The 16582-nt window shown below is 39.8% G+C and carries 10 protein-coding genes, 1 rRNA gene and 2 riboswitches; all 11 genes read left to right on the top strand.

What is annotated here, in order from left to right; genetic code table 11:
* The first annotated feature begins 217 nt into the window (after positions 1–217).
* The 11 genes from NSQ95_RS16250 (at position 218) to NSQ95_RS16200 (ending at position 16478) form a co-directional block, all read left to right on the top strand.
* Positions 218–2401, top strand: a complete 2184-nt coding sequence (locus tag NSQ95_RS16250; protein WP_340882027.1) for a PQQ-binding-like beta-propeller repeat protein — start codon at positions 218–220, stop codon at positions 2399–2401.
* 114 nt (positions 2402–2515) lie between these two features.
* Entirely contained in the window at positions 2516–3997 is a 1482-nt protein-coding gene (locus NSQ95_RS16245) for a nicotinate phosphoribosyltransferase (protein ID WP_340882030.1), read from the top strand.
* Position 3998: 1 nt separating this feature from the next.
* Positions 3999–4826 carry an ammonia-dependent NAD(+) synthetase gene (gene nadE / locus NSQ95_RS16240; protein ID WP_340882032.1) on the top strand — a complete coding sequence of 276 codons (828 nt, stop codon included), beginning with the start codon at positions 3999–4001 and terminating at the stop codon, positions 4824–4826.
* A gap of 571 nt (positions 4827–5397) precedes the next feature.
* On the top strand, positions 5398–6348 hold the full coding sequence (locus NSQ95_RS16235; protein WP_169360495.1) for a MoxR family ATPase: 951 nt from the start codon (positions 5398–5400) through the stop codon (positions 6346–6348).
* Positions 6345–7550: a DUF58 domain-containing protein gene (locus NSQ95_RS16230; RefSeq protein WP_340882037.1), complete on the top strand. Its 1206-nt coding sequence runs from the start codon at positions 6345–6347 to the stop codon at positions 7548–7550. Before NSQ95_RS16235 ends, NSQ95_RS16230 begins: the two co-directional genes overlap by 4 nt.
* Positions 7547–9745 (top strand): transglutaminase family protein, encoded by a 2199-nt coding sequence (locus NSQ95_RS16225; protein ID WP_340882038.1) that lies wholly within the window; start codon positions 7547–7549, stop codon positions 9743–9745. The genes NSQ95_RS16230 and NSQ95_RS16225 overlap by 4 nt, the downstream gene beginning before the upstream one ends.
* A 35-nt stretch (positions 9746–9780) precedes the next feature.
* A riboswitch (purine riboswitch) is annotated at positions 9781–9882 on the top strand.
* A 140-nt stretch (positions 9883–10022) separates the two neighbouring features.
* Positions 10023–11576, top strand: a complete 1554-nt coding sequence (gene guaA, locus NSQ95_RS16220) for a glutamine-hydrolyzing GMP synthase (RefSeq protein WP_340882040.1) — start codon at positions 10023–10025, stop codon at positions 11574–11576.
* 338 nt (positions 11577–11914) lie between these two features.
* Positions 11915–12064 (top strand): hypothetical protein, encoded by a 150-nt coding sequence (locus tag NSQ95_RS16215; RefSeq protein ID WP_251557058.1) that lies wholly within the window; start codon positions 11915–11917, stop codon positions 12062–12064.
* Between the two features lie 322 nt (positions 12065–12386).
* Positions 12387–12488, top strand: a riboswitch (purine riboswitch).
* A gap of 86 nt (positions 12489–12574) precedes the next feature.
* A complete protein-coding gene (locus NSQ95_RS16210) occupies positions 12575–13906 on the top strand; it encodes an NCS2 family permease (protein ID WP_340882043.1) in 1332 nt (443 codons plus the stop codon).
* A gap of 126 nt (positions 13907–14032) precedes the next feature.
* Positions 14033–14551 carry a GNAT family N-acetyltransferase gene (locus NSQ95_RS16205; protein ID WP_340882044.1) on the top strand — a complete coding sequence of 173 codons (519 nt, stop codon included), beginning with the start codon at positions 14033–14035 and terminating at the stop codon, positions 14549–14551.
* 373 nt (positions 14552–14924) lie between these two features.
* Positions 14925–16478 (top strand): 16S ribosomal RNA (locus NSQ95_RS16200).
* Positions 16479–16582 lie beyond the last annotated feature (104 nt).

The following is a 16582-nucleotide window of genomic DNA, read 5'->3' as shown; positions in this document are numbered from 1 at the left end:
TAAACTTAGAGATAGAATAGTGGAAATCTATAGCATATTTTATCTTATAGAGAGATTTGAATAGGACAGGAAACTTATCGGCAGTTACATTACTTATATTTATTAAATATGTGATTGTATTTCCTTCCGAGAGAATTAATCCCAATTGGTACGCATATTTTATAGAGTATTAAATCTATTTTCTTTAGTAGTTCGAAAGAAAAAAGGGGGGATTGAAATGCGGAGAAGAAGAGAGTCATCGGTCATATTTCAAATATTTATAGGTAGTTGTATTGCTATGGTTGTTTTGTTTGGTTTGTATCTTATTGCTGACAAGGACAAGGAAGAACGGTCTGTGGAGACAGAGGAAGTTGACGCAGTTACGGAGATTGAAAAAGAAGAGCCACAGGTAGAAGGAAAGACGACTCCGAGTCCTTCAAATCCTAACGTTAAAGTAGAATACTCCTCTAAAGAATGGGTGACTCACGGTGGAGATTACTATAATAGGAGATATTCGGTACTCGATCAAATTACATCAGAGAACATTGGAGATTTAAAGCCAACCTGGGTTACTAGTTTAGGTTCTGGAGCAGAGCCTAAGTATTCAGGTGAGGCAACTCCATTAGTTGTGGATGGAATTATGTATGTGGCAACCGGTGCTAATGATATATTTGCTTTAGATGCCAAAACTGGAGAACTGATATGGGCCTACGAGCCGGATATTAGCCAAGAGATGGATACCGTATGCTGTGGTTGGACTACGCGTGGTCTAGCAGTAGGAGATGGTAAAGTATATGCAGGTCTTCTAGATGCACGTCTTATAGCTTTGGATCAAAAAACGGGAGAATTGCAATGGGAGACAAAGGTTGCAGAATGGGAGGAAGGCTATACAGTTACTAGTGCCCCTCTTTACTATAATGGTAAGGTCTACACCGGAGTGGCAGGAGGAGAATATGGAATCCGTGGTCGTGTAATGGCATATGACGCTGATTTGGGATACGAAGTATGGAGATTCTATACAATACCAGGTCCAGGTGATATAAATGGCGATACATGGCCAGACAATGATTCTTGGTTGACTGGTGGAGGACCTGTTTGGAATACTCCAGCTGTAGATCCTGAGCTTGGATATATTTACTTTGCTACTGGCAATACAGCACCCGACTTAGATGGAAGCAATCGAGAGGGTGATAATTTATATGCTAACTCGGTTGTTGCTGTAAATGCAGAAAATGGCGACTATGTTTGGCACTTCCAAGAGGTGCATCATGATATATGGGATATGGATCCAGCCAATCCTGTTGTTTTGTTTGACGTAGAAAAAGATGGTGTTATGAGAAAGGGACTTGGGCAGGCAGGAAAAACTGGCTGGGTGTATTTCTTAGATCGAACGGACGGGACACCGCTTATTGGTATTGAAGAAAAGCCCGTTCCACAATTGGCAGAACAAAAAACCTCTCCTACACAACCTTTCCCAGTTGGGGATGCATTCGTTCCTCAAGGAGTTTTTCAGGATGACGTTGATAAGGATTTAGGAGATACATTTGAAGGGCAAATAGGAGACATATTTACTCCTTTTTGGGAGGAGCCAATCACACTTAAGCCAGGTCCAGCAGGCGGAGCAAATTGGCCACCTTCTGCTTACAATCCGGATACTGAGTTGTTCTATGTGCTAGGGAATGATAATTATTTTTCCTTTGCAAGACAAGAAGATGAAGCTTTCGAAGAGGGTTCTATGTATATAGGAAGTATAATGCAACCAGTTTCTAATGCTCCGGTAAGGGGTACAGTCACCGCGTTAGATGTGAAAACAAATAAAATAGTTTGGCAGCAAAATTGGGATGCGCAAGCATACAGTGGAGTATTAACAACTAAAGGTAATCTAGTTTTTGTAGGTCACAATGATGGAAGGCTCATAGCCTTTGATGCAAAAACAGGTAACCAATTATGGGAATATATGATGGATGCTGGGGCAAATGCTCCTTCTATCACATATGAAATAGATGGAGAGCAGTATATTTCTATTTATGTGGCGGGTAATGCTTTAGCGGGATCGAAGCATGGAGATAAAATATATACCTTCAAGCTTGGAGGTAGCTTACCTGAAGGGCAAGTGATTGATGGCTCTGTTAAAGAAAAGGTAAGTGATAGTAAAGAGACGGTAGGGGAGACGGTTAGTTCTGATTTTGGGCTCTCTATTTATACTAATAGCTGTATAGCTTGTCACGGAGATCAAGGTGCCAATGGACATAATGGTCCGAATCTACAAGATAGCAAGTTTGCAGAAAGCAGAGAAAATGTAATAGATCGAATCACTAATGGGGGAACTACTATGCCTTCGTTTAATGAGACACTAACCCAAGAGGAAATAGATGCAGTTGCGGATTATGTCTTGACGGTCATCTCTCCTTTAGGTAAATAATAAGATAGGCAGTTTAGCCAGTCCTGTTAGGGGCTGGCTTTGTTGTGGTTAATTTTCCATGCTAAAGGGTAAATAGTGTATACTAAGTTCAATAGTTATTAGAAGGAGATCATCATGAAAAAAATTTATGCCGATGACAGTTTAGCATTACATACTGATTTATATCAGATAAATATGGTGGAGGCCTACTGGGCTGATAATATGCATGAGAGAAAAGCAGTGTTTGAATTATTTTTCCGAAAGCTTCCTTTTGGGAATGGTTATGGCATTTTTGCTGGACTAGAAAGATGTCTGGAATACTTAAGAGATTTTCACTTTTCGGAAAGTGATTTAGAATACTTGCAGAATGGATTAGGGTATCGTGATGATTTTATAGATTACTTAAAAACCGTTCGTTTTACTGGTGATGTTTATTCGATGAAAGAAGGGGAATTAGTATTTCCTAATGAGCCAATTATTCGAGTGGAATCTACTCTAGCAGAAGCACAATTAGTAGAGACCGCTTTGCTTAATATCGTAAATTATCAAACGTTAATTGCTACTAAAGGATCTCGTATTAAACAGGTTGTCAAGGACGAGGTAGCAATGGAATTTGGCTCTCGACGGGCTCAAGAAATGGATGCTGCAATTTGGGGAACTCGTGCAGCCTTTATCGGAGGAATCGAAGCTACCAGTAATGTACGCGCCGGTAAAATGTTTGGTATTCCTGTCTCTGGAACACATGCACATTCCATGGTGCAAGCATATAAGAGTGAATATGACGCCTTTCACTCATATGCAAAAAGACACAGGGACTGTGTTTTTCTAGTAGATACTTACAACACGTTGAAAACAGGTGTGCCAACTGCTATCAAAGTAGCAAAAGAGCTAGGGGACAAAATTAATTTTATCGGTATTCGTTTAGATTCAGGAGATATTTCGTTCCTATCAAAGGAAGCCAGAAAAATGCTAGATGTAGCAGGATTTCCAAATGCTAAAATCATCGTTTCTAATGATTTAGATGAGTATACTATTTTGAACTTAAAGGCTCAGGGAGCAAAAGTAGATAGCTGGGGTATTGGTACTAAGCTAATCACTGGATATGACCAGCCTGCACTGGGTGCTGTATATAAAATTGTTTCAATTGAAAGTGAAGCAGGTGTAATGGAGGATACTATTAAAATTTCCTCTACCACTGAGAAAGTTACTACTCCTGGGCAGAAAAAGCTTTTCCGTATTATAGATAAGGAAAATGGTAAGGCAGAGGGCGATTACATTGCCATGCATGATGAAGACCCTGCTCATGAAGAACGACTAAAAATGTTCCACCCAGTTCATACATTCGTTTCTAAGTTTGTAACGAACTTTGAAGCTAAGGATTTACATGTAAAAGTAATTGAAAACGGGGCAGTGATTTATGAAAATCCAGATTTAACTGAAATTCGTAATTATGCTCATGACAATTTAGATTTGCTGTGGGAGGAATATAAGCGCTCTCTTAATCCAGAGGAATATCCAGTCGATTTAAGTCAGAAGTGCTGGGACAATAAAATGCGTAACATTCAAGAAGTAAAGGAAATGGAGCAAAATCTTATTTCAAATAATGGAGGGATTTAAGATGTCTGACAAACAAAGAGAAATTATCGAAGCCTTAAAAGTAAAGCCGGAGATTGATCCAAAAGAGGAAGCTCGTATAAGTATCGATTTTATGAAAGACTATTTAAAGAAACATCCATTTTTAAAAAGTATGGTTTTGGGTATTTCAGGAGGGCAAGACTCCACTTTAGTTGGTAAGCTTGCCCAAATGGCAGTGGATGAGTTAAATGATGAAATGGGAGCGGGCACGTATTCATTTATTGCTGTTAGTTTGCCATATGGGGTGCAATTTGATGAATCCGATCGTCAGGATGCTCTTAACTTCATTCAGCCAAGCAAACGTGTAACGATTAATATTAAGGAAGCCGTAGACGCAAGTGACCGTGCATTGAAGGAAGCTGGTATCACACTCAGTGATTTTGCAAAAGGGAACGAAAAGGCGAGAGAACGTATGAAGGCTCAGTATTCAATAGCAGCAACGTATAACGGTGTTGTGCTAGGTACAGATCATGCTGCTGAAGCTGTCACAGGTTTTTATACTAAATACGGCGATGGTGGAGTAGACTTAACCCCAATTTTCCGTCTCAATAAAAGACAAGGGAAGCAATTGCTAAAACATTTAGGTGCACCTCAGCATCTGTACACTAAAGTACCGACTGCCGATTTAGAGGAAGATCGTCCAGCTCTACCTGATGAGGTTGCACTTGGTGTGAGCTACGATGATATTGATGATTACCTAGAAGGTAAGAATGTGTCTCCAGAAATAGAAGAGAAAATCGTTGGATTCTATGATCGTTCTGAACACAAACGACAATTACCGATAACAATTTTTGACGACTTCTGGAAATAAATAAAAGCTTTGTTAAAGTTATTGGTTGATTTTGACTAACCATTCTTTTTTATAGTGACTGTAATCATAAACAAAGGAACTTTCAAATAGCTATTCAGAACATAAATAGATGACGAAATTGGGTTGGTGTCAGTTTTTCAGCTTAGCTTATGCGAGTAAATTGATTAGCGATTTATCGATGCTAAAGCTGTTCCCATTTATTGATTGGAGCGCCAGACGGCGACTCCTACGGGATGAGTGAGACAGATAAGACATACAACCACGCGCGCAAGCGATGGGTGATGGCTTATCGCTCACCCCGAGGAAAGCGTCCGGCTGGTGCGGAAATCAATTCTACTCTTTGATCTAAGATTTCTTTGCATCATAAATCAACCCTACCCTTTAACATAGCCTAAACAAAAGCATGGAATCTCTTATCATAGAGACTCCATGCTTTTTGGTTTGAAAAGATATTTTGAAGGCTACTGAAAAAGTAATTTAAATTGTTTTATCTTCCTTTTTTGGTTATGCTTATACTGTATTATAAAAATTTTCTAACTAATCATTTAATTATAATTTTGGGGGAAAACAGATGAATGAAAAATTACAGATAGAAGCAATTATTTCTAATATAGAAAAAGTAATGATAGGGAAGAAAGACATTGCAGAATTAGCAGTTGTATCCCTTTTGGCAGATGGACATGTATTGCTCGAGGATGTTCCGGGAGTGGGAAAAACGATGATGGTTCGTGCGCTCGCTAAATCTATCGGCGCCGATTTTAAAAGAATTCAATTTACTCCAGACCTATTGCCATCCGATGTATTAGGAGTCTCCATATATAATCCCAAGGAAATGGAGTTTGAGTTTCGACCAGGACCTATTCTAGGAAACATTGTGTTAGCAGACGAGATCAACCGTACATCCCCGAAAACACAATCAGCATTACTAGAAGGAATGGAAGAAGCTTCCGTTACAATTGACGGCATTACGATGCCGCTTCCAAAGCCATTTTTTGTTATGGCTACCCAAAATCCAATTGAGCATGAGGGTACATACCCTTTACCTGAGGCTCAGCTAGACAGATTTTTGTTGAGATTAAAAATGGGTTACCCTAATCAACATGAAGAGATTGAAGTATTAAATAGATTAGAGCATGCATCTCCTATTGATAGCCTCCAGCCAGTAGTTTCTCTTGAAGAGCTTATTCACCTCCAGAAACAAGTGAAAAATGTTAGCGTAGATTTGACAATGAAGGGATATATTGTGGATTTAGCTAATAGAACACGAGTAGATACTTATGTTTATCTTGGAGTGAGCCCTCGAGCATCCATTGCGTTGATGCGTGCTTCTCAGGCCTATGCCTTACTACAGGGAAGAGATTACGTGATTCCAGATGATATTCAATATTTATTGCCATTTGTTTTTGGGCACCGTGTTATTCTTCGTCCTGAGGCAAGGTATGATGGTATTTCTTCTGAGGAAGTACTTTCCCGTATTGTTAAACGAACTCCTGTCCCTATCAAGAGGAAGGTACACGGATGATTGAGCGGACAGAAGGATTAAAGAAGTATAAAGGTTTTATTGGTATCCTTCTTCTCTTGGTGGTGGCATTTGTGTATGCAATGTTTCAGGGGGGCTTCGTCAGTTGGTTTCTTTTTTACCTCATTGTTCCTCTCTCTATATACTCAATTCTACTGTTTTTTTACCCACTCTCTAAGATAGAAGCAGAGAGGATAATTGAAACACGAAAAGTGTATAGCGGGGGAAGATTTTCTGCCACGGTCAGGGTGACAAGAAATAATCGTTTTCCTCTGTTGTTTGTGTGGTTTGAGGAAAGAGTCGGACCTTCTCTTAGGCACACAGGGTCAAGAAGACAGCTTGTTTTTTGGGGAATAAAAAAAGAGTTTACCTGGACGTATGAAATAGAACATATGCCACGCGGTGAGCATGTATTAGAGGGGACAACAATTGAAGTGAGCGATCTGTTTGGATGGATGAAAAAAAGTATTTTTATTTCGAATCCAAAAACCTTACTAGTCTTTCCGAATCTAACGGATATGATTTATATTCCGATGGAAACTAGATATGATCAGGGAGCAGCTGCATCAAGAATTCAAGTGATGAAGGATACGACTATGGCGACAGGGGTCCGTTCCTATCAGCCTGGAGACCGGGTTTCTTGGATACATTGGAAGTCATTTGCCCGTACCCAAACTCTTAAAACTAAGGAATTTGAAGATCGTCAATCTCAGGATTTGTTCATCTTAATCGATCGAACGTTGACTCCTATGTTTGAGGACGTCGTAGATTTATCTGCCTCTATTATGCAGGCCATTGTTCGCCATCAAGCAAGCAGTGCTTTTTTATCTCTTGGAGAAGATCGTTTCTTCTTGCCAAATGTAGAGAATGAGACCCAGCTACATCAAGTCTTATACCATTTAACGAAGGTGCAACCTGATTTAAATAAGCCGATTGAACAAGTCATATCTCAGGAGCCAGCATTGGCTCAAGCAACTTCGTTATTATATATAACAAGCGAGCTAACACATGAGTGGATTGATGGGATAAACCGTAACGCAGGAAACCTACGTTTATGTAGGTGCTTTGTCGTAAAAAACAAAAACGAGAAACCAAATAAAAATGAAACTGCACTTTACCAATACGCAAAAAGTAGAGGAATAGACGCTCATAATATTACAAAGGACCGTTTTGCCCAAGCGTTTATGGAGGTGAATCGTTCATGAAAGATAACTACTTACAAGGGATCATTTCCTTCCTAATTTATACGTTCACCTGTTTTTTAATAGTAGAATGGTTGAAGCCAGTTATGGAATTGACTAATACCGACCACTTATCTTTGTTTGTCATATATCTGGCCGTATCCTTCTTTTTTTACTTTATAAAGCTTAACTGGAAGGTTACTATACCGATAAAGCTAATATTTATCAGTTGGACTATTGTTCATATCTACACGGATTATTCTTTTTTATCTAGAGACGCATTGAATTATTTAAGTGAAGCACTTCAACACAACTTTGTCTCTATTTTTAGCCAGGAATGGGGAGCAATAACGGATCCGTTTCGGACCTTTTTGTTTTTTGCTCTACTTTGGATGACTACCTATTTACTAAACTATTGGATCACCATTAGAAAGACAATTTTATTGTTTTTCATACTGACCGTTTTATTTATCACTATTTTGGATACATTCAGTCCTTACAATGCTAAAAATTCTATAGTCATTACATTAATTTCTGGGTTTATCATTATGGGGTTACTCTATATCCAAAAATTATTAAAAGAAAATCAAGTCTCCATAAAAGGAACCTTTGTCACAGCTTCTATTACTAGCTTAGTCTTGTTAGTTATGATCAGTGGTATAACGGCATATGCAATGCCAAAAGCAGGTCCGATATGGCCCGATCCCGTCCCTTTTTTCACTACCTCTACACTTGAAGTGGATGAGCGTGAAGGGAATGGAACTAGTGTAAATGGTGTGAAGAGGGTTGGCTACGGGGAAAACGATGAGCAATTAGGAGGAGCCTTCCAAAGTGATGACACGCCTGTTTTTTGGGCAAAGACTGATACCCCGCAATACTGGAAAGTTGAAACCAAAGATACTTATACCTCTAAAGGTTGGGTACAATCCGAGGAAGAGACACCTTTACTAAGCTTTGGAAGTGGAGAACTATTTGAAACGGATTTCCCACCCGGAGAAGCGGAATATACAGAGGAAGCTAATATAATGTTGGCGCAAGAATTTCCATTAATTCTTCAGCCTTATGGTATGAAAAGCATACAAACGAATGAAGAAGCTTTGTTTACAAGTAATCCACTAACCCAAAAAATTTCTGTTCTTAATAGCGGTAATTCTGCTCTATGGGATTACAATGTGACATTTAGTGAGCCTACCTATAGTCTTAAAGCGATGCGGGAAACCTCTGTAGATGATTTAAGTATGGTGCCAGCTGAATTACAGCGATATTTACAGCTGCCTGACACACTACCAGAGAGGGTAAAGGAGCTTGCTGTCACCATTACAGAAGATCGGATAAGTCTCTATGATAAGGCGCTTAATATTGAACGCTATTTCAGAGGAAATAACTTTAGCTACAATCAAACGATGGCTGCGGTTCCAAAGGGCGACACCGATTATGTAGATCAGTTTTTATTTGAAACGAAGGTAGGCTACTGTGATAACTTTTCAACTTCAATGGTTGTCCTTCTTCGCTCCCTTGATATCCCTGCACGATGGGTGAAAGGGTTTGCTCCTGGAGAACGAACAAACGTAGAGGGACTTGGAAGGGTTTATGAGGTAACGAATAATAATGCCCACTCGTGGGTGGAGGCTTATTTTCCAACCGTAGGATGGGTAACATTTGAGCCGACCATTGGCTTTTCCTCAAGTGCCAATGTTATATACGACATAGAGTCACAGACTGACGAACCTCAGACTCCAGAACAACAAGAGGAGAAACCAGAGGATCAGGCTGCCACAGGAAAAAATGATGAAGGTGTTTCCTTTAGCTTTACGACCTTCCTTCAAGATACTTTAGACTGGATGGCGGAAAGAAAGGTAGCTATCATTTGGGGTCTTATAATTCTTGGGATCATAAGCCTGTTTGCTTATAGCCGTCGCGGAAAGTGGTTACCTAAGGTATTAATACCAGTAGGTAGAATGCGTAAAAATGATTGGAACTCTTTCGAGAAAATGTACCATCAGCTTCTACAGCAGCTAAGTCTTCATGGAATGCGAAGAGAGCAGGGACAAACCTTATTGGACTTTGCTAAAAAAGTGGACAAGGATATCGGTACCAACCATATGACTGATTTAACCAAGGTGTATCAACAGGGCTTTTATGGGAACAATAAAACGGAACTTAATTATGCGTCGATTAGAGAAAGTTGGGAATATTTAATCAATCGTATAAGCGGTTGATTTTACCCTCAACAACCTGTAAACTGAAGTCAAATTAAATTTGACCAAGTTGCCCTCGTATATGTCCGATAATATGGTTCGGATGTTTCTACCAAGTTACCGTTAATAACTTGACTATGAAGGTGAATGCAGTCATGTCTTTTTTAAGGACATCTGCATTCACCTTTTAATGTAGAAAGCAAAAACGCGTAGAAAGAGGAACTTTCGCACGCGTTTTTTTAATACGTATTGGGTTTAACGGATTGGGATAAATATATATAGAAGAGGTGGAATGCATATGTCTTCAACTCCATTGTTGAAAGAACAAGAAAAGATTGTCGTTCTAGATTTCGGCAGTCAGTACAATCAGTTAATCACTCGTCGTATTCGTGAGTTTGGAGTGTATAGTGAATTACATCCCCATACTGTAACTGCCGAGGATATTAAAAAAATGAATGCCACAGGTATCATTTTTTCAGGTGGACCTAACTCTGTATATGATACGAATGCTTTTCATATCGATGAGGCAATCTATGATTTGAATATACCTATTCTGGGAATTTGCTATGGTATGCAGTTAATGGCCTATCAATTTGGCGGAAAAGTAGAAAAGGCTTTTTCAAGAGAATATGGTAGAGCAGAGATTGACATTAAGAATCCGACAGCATTATTTGGCGACCTTCCTTCTAAGCATGTAGTATGGATGAGTCACGGAGATCATGTAACTGCTGCACCAGAAGGCTTTGAAGTGATTGCGACAAGCCCATCTTGTGATGTTGCTGCAATGGCAAATGTTGAAAAAGGTTTATATGCGGTACAATTCCACCCAGAAGTACGTCACTCTGTATATGGGCTAGAGCTACTTCGCCAATTCGTATTTGACGTTTGTAAGGCAAAAGGCGATTGGTCAATGGAAAGTTTCATTGAAATGGAAATCGAAAAAATTCGTGAAACAGTTGGGGACAAGAAAGTTCTATGTGCGCTAAGTGGAGGAGTAGATTCCTCAGTAGTTGCAGTCCTAATCCATAAAGCAATTGGTGACCAACTTACTTGTATGTTCGTAGACCATAATCTACTTCGAAAAGATGAAGCAGAAGGCGTAATGAAAACCTTCACTGAGGGCTTCAATATGAACGTTATTAAAATTGATGCGCGTGAGCGTTTTATGACTAAATTAGCTGGAGTTTCTGATCCAGAGAAAAAACGTAAAATTATTGGTAATGAATTTATTTATGTGTTCGATGATGAAGCATCCAAGCTTGAAGGCATGGACTTCCTTGCACAAGGGACACTATACACAGACATTATTGAAAGTGGAACAGCTACTGCTCAAACAATCAAATCTCATCATAACGTTGGTGGACTTCCAGAGGACATGCAGTTCAAATTAATTGAGCCTTTGAAAACTTTATTCAAAGATGAGGTTCGTGCATTAGGCTCAGAGCTAGGCTTAGCTGATGAAATCGTATGGCGCCAACCATTCCCTGGTCCTGGACTAGCTATCCGAGTTCTAGGAGAAGTAACAGAAGAAAAACTAGCAATCGTACGTGAATCGGATGCAATCCTACGCGAAGAAATAGCTAAGGCAGGCTTAGACCGCGATATCTGGCAATACTTCACTGTACTTCCTGATATCCGCAGCGTTGGTGTAATGGGTGACGCAAGAACTTACGATTACGCAATTGGTATCCGTGCAGTTACCTCTATCGACGGTATGACATCTGACTGGGCACGTATCCCATGGGACGTTCTAGAAAAGGTATCTGTTCGATTAGTAAATGAAGTACCACACATCAACCGCGTGCTGTATGACATTACGAGTAAACCACCAGCTACGATTGAGTGGGAATAGGACTGTATTTTAATTATAAACAAAGTTATACCTTGTGATTAACATATCTCAAATATTAAATCCTCTTTTAGTTATTGATAACAGATAACTAAAAGGGGTTTTTATTTGGTTAAAATAGTTGAAAGATGATGTTTAATTGAATAATCTTATTTGAGATTGTAAAGGTAAGTATATGAATACCTTTTGGCGATGAACTGTTATACTAAGTTTTTAATGTTTTTACTGATATATGGAACGTTAGCGGGGAATATAAAGTATAAGGTTAACTTCAGTAAGATAAGGTATATTATATTTGTTGAATAGATTCTCTATAAGAGTTAAGAAAAGTAGGTGAACAAATGGGAAAATATCAATTGGATACAAAAGGTAAGGCGGCTGTGGCAAAGTATCATGAAAAACAAAAGCCAGCTAAATTTGATAAAAAGCAGCAACTTGAAAAAATACGTACAGAGTATTTGAAGAACAAGCAAAAACAAACAGATAAATAATATGAATGTGAACATAGGAAGATGTTTAACTTGTTTTAAATTTTTAAGAGTGATGAATAGGCTCGGTAATGTATGGGTAGCCAATACCGAATTTTAAGGATTCCCCATACTGTAGAACTACCCAAAAATGACGTTAAATAATAACTAGTGAAGAGCTTGGAAACTAATTTGTTGGTTTTCAAGTTTTTTATTTATAATAGAATAGGTCTATTTTCCTTCAAAAATTGCTTTATCTATAAGCAGAAAACGAACTATTATTTGGTTAATGAAAAAAATGTTCGGTTTTTCTATTGATTTCGTCATAATTCGATGTTATATTTACTACATAATTTAATTATGTCGTCGTATAACGTTGGGAATAAGGCCCAAAAGTCTCTACCGGATCACCGTAAATGATCCGACTACGATGAGTGATGCTTATTTATATTCACTTATTGGGGTTAGTAGAGGTATACGACCAGAAATGGTAGTATACTTTTTTTCGTTGTCGCGATAAAAATGGAGGAACTTATGAAAAAGTATTTTCGTTTTGAGGAATTAGGAACAAACTATCGCCGTGAGATTATAGGTGGTTTGACAACATTCTTGGCAATGGCTTATATCTTAGTGGTTAACCCGATGACTTTATCTCTTGAAACAATCGAAGGGTTACCAGAGTTTATGTACATGGATAAAGGATCTGTGTTTACTGCAACAGCTATTGCTGCAGCAATCGGATCTATATTAATGGGTGTGCTGGCTAGATACCCAATCGCACTTGCACCAGGTATGGGATTAAATGCATTCTTTGCTTATACAGTTGTACTTGAGTTCGAAATCCCATGGCCAATCGCTTTAACGGGCGTTCTATTCTCTGGTCTCATTTTTATATGCTTATCCCTTTCAGGAATAAGAGAAACAATTATTAACGCTATACCATCTGAGTTGAAATATGCAGTAGGAGCAGGTATTGGTTTATTTATCACATTTGTCGGCCTACAAAACTCTAAAATTATTGTTTCCAATCCAAATACAGTAGCAGGCTTAGGTGATTTAACAGACCCTAACATTCTATTAACAATCTTTGGACTTGTCATTACTGTGATTATGATGGTAAAAGGAGTTAAGGGTGGAATTTTCTACGGTATGTTAGTGACTGCGATCGTCGGTATGATTCTAAGCTTAGTTCCAGTTCCAGATGCAGTTGTAGGAAGCGTTCCATCAATGGCTCCTACTTTCGGAGCAGCATTTGACGTGTTTTTTGAAGACCCAACCGCATTACTTACTGCTCAATTTTTAATTGTTGTGTTAACGTTCTTGTTTGTAGATTTCTTTGATACGGCAGGTACTTTAATCTCCGTAGCAAACCAAGCAGGTTTAATGAAGGGTGAAAAGTTACCTCGTGCAGGTAAAGCATTGTTAGCAGATTCTATTGCTACAGTAGCGGGAGCTGTTTCCGGAACTTCTACTACTACTTCTTATGTAGAGTCAACAGCTGGGGTAGCGGCTGGAGCAAGAACTGGTTTTGCTGCAGTAGTAACCGGGGTTCTGTTCTTACTTTCTTTATTCTTTTTCCCACTGTTAGATGTCATTACTTCTTATGTAACAGCACCAGCCTTAATTATTGTTGGGGTACTAATGGTTTCTTCTATTGGTCAAATCGACTGGAAACGTTTTGAAATTGCAGTACCAGCCTTCTTTGTAATTATAGCAATGCCTTTAACGTACTCTATTGCAACTGGTATCGCTATTGGATTTATCTTCTATCCAATTACAATGATCGTTGCAGGTCGCATAAAAGAAATTCACCCAATCATGTATGGCATGTGGCTAGTATTTGTTGGCTACTTCATATTCTTATAAAATAGCATTTTATAAAGAGGGGCTTATGCCTCTCTTTTTTTATTTTAATTAAGAAGGATATAGAGTGTGTAAATAGAACCTATAGTATATAGAAGAAACTCACTTTAAGTTTGGAGGAATGACATAGTGATTTATATAAGAAAAGCAGTACCATATGATGCAAAAGGAATTACCAAAGTTCACGTGGAAAGCTGGAAGTCTACTTATGTAAATATTGTACCGGAGGAATTTTTAAATAACCTTTCTTTTGAAAGGAGAGCTGATTACTGGTTTTCTGTTATTCCAGACGGAGGAGTTTATGTAGCTGAAGATGAAAATAATCAAATCGTTGGTTTTGCTTCTGGGGGAAAGGAACGAAGTGGGGATTACTCGAATTATAATGGGGAAATATATGCCATCTATATTTTAAAAGAATATCAGGGGATAGGTATTGGTAAGTTATTAATCGATTCTATAGTAAAAGAGCTAACGAACCAGGGGGTCTTTACTATGTTAGTACTTGTTCTAGAAGATAACCCTTCGCGACATTTTTATGAGAAGCTTGGTGCAAAGAAGATAGATAGTATAATAGTAGAAATCGGTGGAGTAAAGCTTAATGAGCTAGTATACGGGTGGGAAGATATTATGCCCTTAGCGGCTAAATAGAAGTCAATGATTTAGGTTCTATAAATCCTATATACTTTCGGGAGATTTATCTGAATAAATTGTTATTATATTTAAGCGTATTTTATTAAAAATAGTGTTGACGAATAGTTTAAAAGGGTGGTATAGTAATCAAGTTGTTACTTTTACTTCTGATTACAAAAAACAAATTTTAAAAAGTTGTTGACAATGATAATTAGATTTGATAAGATAATAAAGCTGTCGAAACAAATCGGCACAATGAACATTGAAAACTGAACATGCAAAACGTTAAGACATATAGCATCAACAAGCTTCGGCTTGATTGACGCAAAACAATTTTTGACATCATTTAATGATGATGCCAGCAAAACAAAATGAGCTTTTTAAGTTCTCTATTATGGAGAGTTTGATCCTGGCTCAGGACGAACGCTGGCGGCGTGCCTAATACATGCAAGTCGAGCGGATGATGAAGAAGCTTGCTTCTTCTGATTTAGCGGCGGACGGGTGAGTAACACGTGGGCAACCTGCCCTGTAGATTGGGATAACTCCGGGAAACCGGGGCTAATACCGAATAATCCATTCCCTCACATGAGGAAATGTTAAAAGACGGTTTCGGCTGTCACTACAGGATGGGCCCGCGGCGCATTAGCTAGTTGGTGAGGTAACGGCTCACCAAGGCGACGATGCGTAGCCGACCTGAGAGGGTGATCGGCCACACTGGGACTGAGACACGGCCCAGACTCCTACGGGAGGCAGCAGTAGGGAATCTTCCACAATGGACGAAAGTCTGATGGAGCAACGCCGCGTGAGTGAAGAAGGTTTTCGGATCGTAAAACTCTGTTGTGAGGGAAGAACAAGTACGAGAGTAACTGCTCGTACCTTGACGGTACCTCATTAGAAAGCCACGGCTAACTACGTGCCAGCAGCCGCGGTAATACGTAGGTGGCAAGCGTTGTCCGGAATTATTGGGCGTAAAGCGCGCGCAGGCGGTCCTTTAAGTCTGATGTGAAAGCCCACGGCTCAACCGTGGAGGGTCATTGGAAACTGGGGGACTTGAGTACAGAAGAGGAAAGCGGAATTCCAAGTGTAGCGGTGAAATGCGTAGAGATTTGGAGGAACACCAGTGGCGAAGGCGGCTTTCTGGTCTGTAACTGACGCTGAGGCGCGAAAGCGTGGGGAGCAAACAGGATTAGATACCCTGGTAGTCCACGCCGTAAACGATGAGTGCTAAGTGTTAGGGGGTTTCCGCCCCTTAGTGCTGCAGCTAACGCATTAAGCACTCCGCCTGGGGAGTACGGTCGCAAGACTGAAACTCAAAGGAATTGACGGGGGCCCGCACAAGCGGTGGAGCATGTGGTTTAATTCGAAGCAACGCGAAGAACCTTACCAGGTCTTGACATCCCGCTGACCGGCCTAGAGATAGGCTTTTCCCTTCGGGGACAGCGGTGACAGGTGGTGCATGGTTGTCGTCAGCTCGTGTCGTGAGATGTTGGGTTAAGTCCCGCAACGAGCGCAACCCTTGATCTTAGTTGCCAGCATTCAGTTGGGCACTCTAAGGTGACTGCCGGTGATAAACCGGAGGAAGGTGGGGATGACGTCAAATCATCATGCCCCTTATGACCTGGGCTACACACGTGCTACAATGGACGGTACAGAGGGTCGCAACCCCGCGAGGGTGAGCAAATCCCATAAAACCGTTCTCAGTTCGGATTGTAGGCTGCAACTCGCCTACATGAAGCCGGAATCGCTAGTAATCGTGGATCAGCATGCCACGGTGAATACGTTCCCGGGCCTTGTACACACCGCCCGTCACACCACGAGAGTTTGTAACACCCGAAGTCGGTGGGGTAACCCTTTTGGGAGCCAGCCGCCGAAGGTGGGACAGATGATTGGGGTGAAGTCGTAACAAGGTAGCCGTATCGGAAGGTGCGGCTGGATCACCTCCTTTCTAAGGATATATTCGGAATACAGATCTTTATCTGTATCTTAACGTTTTGCAGTTCAGTTTTGAATGTTCATTCTATATGAGCATTTAAAGCTTTTTAACTTGTT

The organism is Psychrobacillus sp. FSL W7-1457 (genome assembly GCF_038593405.1).
Lineage (GTDB): Bacteria > Bacillota > Bacilli > Bacillales_A > Planococcaceae > Psychrobacillus.
The sequence above is the reverse complement of the archived record's forward strand: the minus strand, read 5'-3'. Positions and strand labels throughout refer to the sequence as shown.

Excerpts from the sequence above, each read along its gene's own strand:
- NSQ95_RS16250 (WP_340882027.1), top strand. The coding sequence starts at position 218 with ATGCGGAGAAGAAGAGAGTCATCGGTCATATTTCAAATATTTATAGGT.
- NSQ95_RS16245 (WP_340882030.1), top strand. The coding sequence starts at position 2,516 with ATGAAAAAAATTTATGCCGATGACAGTTTAGCATTACATACTGATTTA.
- nadE (WP_340882032.1), top strand. The coding sequence starts at position 3,999 with ATGTCTGACAAACAAAGAGAAATTATCGAAGCCTTAAAAGTAAAGCCG.
- NSQ95_RS16235 (WP_169360495.1), top strand. The coding sequence starts at position 5,398 with ATGAATGAAAAATTACAGATAGAAGCAATTATTTCTAATATAGAAAAA.
- NSQ95_RS16230 (WP_340882037.1), top strand. The coding sequence starts at position 6,345 with ATGATTGAGCGGACAGAAGGATTAAAGAAGTATAAAGGTTTTATTGGT.
- NSQ95_RS16225 (WP_340882038.1), top strand. The coding sequence starts at position 7,547 with ATGAAAGATAACTACTTACAAGGGATCATTTCCTTCCTAATTTATACG.
- guaA (WP_340882040.1), top strand. The coding sequence starts at position 10,023 with ATGTCTTCAACTCCATTGTTGAAAGAACAAGAAAAGATTGTCGTTCTA.
- NSQ95_RS16215 (WP_251557058.1), top strand. The coding sequence starts at position 11,915 with ATGGGAAAATATCAATTGGATACAAAAGGTAAGGCGGCTGTGGCAAAG.
- NSQ95_RS16210 (WP_340882043.1), top strand. The coding sequence starts at position 12,575 with ATGAAAAAGTATTTTCGTTTTGAGGAATTAGGAACAAACTATCGCCGT.